Origin of the sequence: Methylophaga sp. UBA4204 (genome assembly GCF_002379485.1) — a bacterium.
GTDB lineage: Bacteria > Pseudomonadota > Gammaproteobacteria > Nitrosococcales > Methylophagaceae > Methylophaga.
On record NZ_DFTU01000065.1, the window covers coordinates 1,962 to 5,142 of the forward strand.

The 3,181-nt window shown below is 46.6% G+C and carries 4 protein-coding genes; 3 read left to right on the forward strand and 1 reads right to left on the reverse strand.

Annotated elements, in window-relative coordinates:
• Positions 1-79 precede the first annotated feature (79 nt).
• A complete protein-coding gene (locus B3182_RS09350; RefSeq protein ID WP_292357515.1) occupies positions 80-616 on the forward strand; it encodes a hypothetical protein in 537 nt (178 codons plus the stop codon).
• 9 nt (positions 617-625) lie between these two features.
• Here the strand turns inward: B3182_RS09350 and B3182_RS09355 are convergent, their stop codons facing one another.
• Positions 626-1,936 (reverse strand): mechanosensitive ion channel family protein, encoded by a 1,311-nt coding sequence (locus tag B3182_RS09355; RefSeq protein ID WP_292357513.1) that lies wholly within the window; start codon positions 1,934-1,936, stop codon positions 626-628.
• Between the two features lie 179 nt (positions 1,937-2,115).
• On the opposite strand from B3182_RS09355, the gene B3182_RS09360 reads away from it, so the two are divergent.
• A complete protein-coding gene (locus B3182_RS09360) occupies positions 2,116-2,694 on the forward strand; it encodes a YqaA family protein (RefSeq protein WP_292357511.1) in 579 nt (192 codons plus the stop codon).
• Positions 2,695-2,784: 90 nt separating this feature from the next.
• Positions 2,785-3,181: S24 family peptidase (locus B3182_RS09365; RefSeq protein ID WP_292752542.1), on the forward strand; the 397-nt coding region annotated here is incomplete at its 3' end.

Below are 3,181 nucleotides of genomic sequence, written 5' to 3' on the forward strand. Positions count from 1 at the left end.
TCTGCGTGGGAACGTAAATGGGGTTATTCTCCCCACTTTGATATCATGTTTCGGCTTTTATCATTGATAGTCCAAACATATGCCACAGATTCTGCTCGACAAAACGCATCCCCCCATTATTCAGGCGGCTATCAATCTAGGCGATTGGCTACTAAGCCTGGAAAACCTTTCGGAGCAGGATAAAACTGCGATTAAAGCTGTGCAGGATGCTCTGCAGAAATTGCCGGAAATCGACGATGATATTCTGGCGATGTATGGATTCAGTTTTGAGCGTGGCGATGCCGATGATGGGTTAGTCCGCGGCTGGGATATTTCACTGGAATATAATGCAAATGATCCCGAACAGCAGGGCGGATTAGAAATTTTCAGTTCGTATATTCCGCTTCCCGATACCACGGACCCAGTAGTGTTGGCCGAAAAGAAGCAACGCGAAGTGTATTTCCAGTGGCCCGTGGGGGATATCTGCAGTTTTATTAAAGCGGAACAGGCTCAGCAATGGATTGATGATGTCAGCCAGCCATTGCAGTTTATTGAGGCGGGTGATCGACTGCGGATAGAAATTGTCTATCAGAACTTTTACGCAGAGCATGAATATCCGCTGATTTCAACCGCTTGATGTGCTTCGTTATTTAAGCAGGTTTTCCTCGTCAGATGTATTCAGTTCATGAGCCACTTGTCTGGACATTGTAGGATCAGTGGCAATATCCACGGTGGATGCTTCAGCCGAAACGTTTGGTAAAGTGGATTCTGCCTCTGGTAATGCATTAGTGGGTTCTTTTAGCTTCGTTTCATCATTTATCAGCTGCAGTCGATGTACTGGTTGATGAAATGTAATGCCGGCTTCATCAAACCCGATTTTTATCAGGCGAATAGCTTCACTGCGGGCTTTGGCAAAATCACTTTCATGTTGATTAATCCAGGCCATAAAGTGCAGATCGACGATATTTTCACGTATATCAGCAATCAGTACTTGTGGACCCGGCTCAGCTAGCAGTCCCTGCATATTTTGCAGAATCCCTAAGCCCAGGCGGCGAGCCTTGATCAGATCGATCTCGGCAGAGATAGCCAGTGTAAATTCAAAACGACGTAAGGGATTGCGAGTGTAATTGATCATGACCGACGTGATCATCGTGCTGTTGGGAATACGTAAATGGTTGCCATCAGCTGTCATCAGCACGGTATCTCGGGAAGTCAGCCGAACCACATTACCGGTGAATTCAGCTATTTGAATAGAATCACCGATTTTGAATGGATTCCGTGCACTGAGCAGTACACCGGCCAGATAGTTTTCGACTATATTGCGAAACGCAAAACCTACAGCGAGGCCAAATACACCTGCCACACCAAGCAGTGCTCCCACCAGCGCCGTTGCATCGAGGATCTGTAACGCAATTAGAAAGCCGATGCCAACAATCAGGATTCGTATAATGCGTCCACCCAGATCGGTGGCGAGTTCGGAAAGCCCTATACGACTCAACCAGGCACTGCGGTTACCGACCCAGCGACCGAGCAGCCAAAAGAAAATGATGGTGATGGTTGCTACCAGAAAAATGGGCAGACTGCGGATCAATGAAGCAAGCATTGCTTCGATTTTTTGTGTCGTGGGTTGTACGCGGGTGGAAATGTCCATTAGCTCATTGAGCCGGTTTTGCACATAAATAACGCCCTCGCCCCGACTGGCTAGCGCCACCAGATCACGTCCGGCGCGAGCGCTGGAGACGCTACCACTGAGGATTACCACTCCGGAATCGACTGTGACCTCAACATCTTCATAGCTTTCGATAACGTTCAGAATGTCGCTCAACCGATTTTCAATAGCTTGATCATCCGGTGCATTCGTTACCTGTATTTCAGCGCCTGCATCAACTAACTCCTCACTGTATATTGCGGGCATCCATAGCAGCGTGGTTATCAGTAAAAGAAAGCGGTAATTCATTTGTATCTCCTGCCGGAATTTTTCAGGTAGCCATGACAACAATCCTCACTGCTTTATCAACCCAGGTTATTTACAGCTGCAGTGATTTCAATGAGGATAGCGGCTTGTTATCTGGATATTACTTGTTTTGTGTGTTCTTGCGTTGAGCATACTGACCTTAAATAAGGAAATAAATCAGTTTGAATAGATTCAAGCAGTTGGGCTCTCGTTTAGTGCACTCAAAACATATGTTGTGGGGTGTCGCTTTCGCTTCATTTATGGAGTCACTGATCGTCCCCATCCCGCTGGAAACCATTTTGATTCCTTTGATGCAGGCTCGTCGGAAGTTGCTTTGGGCCATTAGCGCTATGGCATTACTGGGCTGTATTTTTGGTGCGGCATTGGGCTATGTGATTGGCTATTTTGTATTTGGTCTGATCGGCGATCAACTGATTGCTCTGCTGTCGACGCCCGAGCAGTTTGAAACTATTCGTCAGCAAATTCATTTACATGGTTTTTGGTATGTATTGAGCGTCGGAGTTACGCCGATTCCATTTCAAATTGCCATGTTGGCAGCGGGTGTGACGGGCTATTCATTTTTACTGTATATGCTGGCAACCACCATTTCTCGTGGTCTGCGTTATTTTGGTCTGGGTCTTTTGGTGTGTCTGTTTGGTAATCAGACACAAAAAATGTTTGAAGAAAACAAAATCGGTGCGTCGATTTTTATTCTTGTATTGATTGCCGTTATCTGGAGCGTGTTGTTGTTCGGTGGTTAATTTTTTTATCACGGGATAGTGAATTTTTCCTTGCCTGATAGGGAAACGCTTCGTACACTTGATTAACTGTTTCAATTAATCAAGTGATTTATGACAACTCGCTCAAATACACATGGTGGTCGGCGCGTCGGTGCCGGACGCAAAAAAGGCTCCGTGATCAAAGAACCGACAACCGTGATGCGCATTCCTGAGAGTCAAAAGCCTGTAATCACTGATTTTCTGGCGGCTTATCGACGCAGGCAGTCCGCGCCATTGCAAGATCAGCCAATGGAGTTTGAACGTCCCATCATTGCACCCGCTAAACGTAGCTGGCCATTATTCAGTTCCAAAGTGGCGGCGGGGTTTCCCTCGCCGGCAGATGAACATGTCGAAAAACGGTTGGATCCCAATGAATTCCTGATTGATGACGAAGAAGCGACATTTTTTGTCACCATTCAGGGCTATTCAATGATCGACAGTGGTTTATTGCCCGGCGATAAAGCGGTGG

Coding starts and splice junctions, on each gene's coding strand:
- B3182_RS09350 (WP_292357515.1), top strand. CDS start 80: ATGCCACAGATTCTGCTCGACAAAACGCATCCCCCCATTATTCAGGCG.
- B3182_RS09355 (WP_292357513.1), bottom strand. CDS start 1,936: ATGAATTACCGCTTTCTTTTACTGATAACCACGCTGCTATGGATGCCC.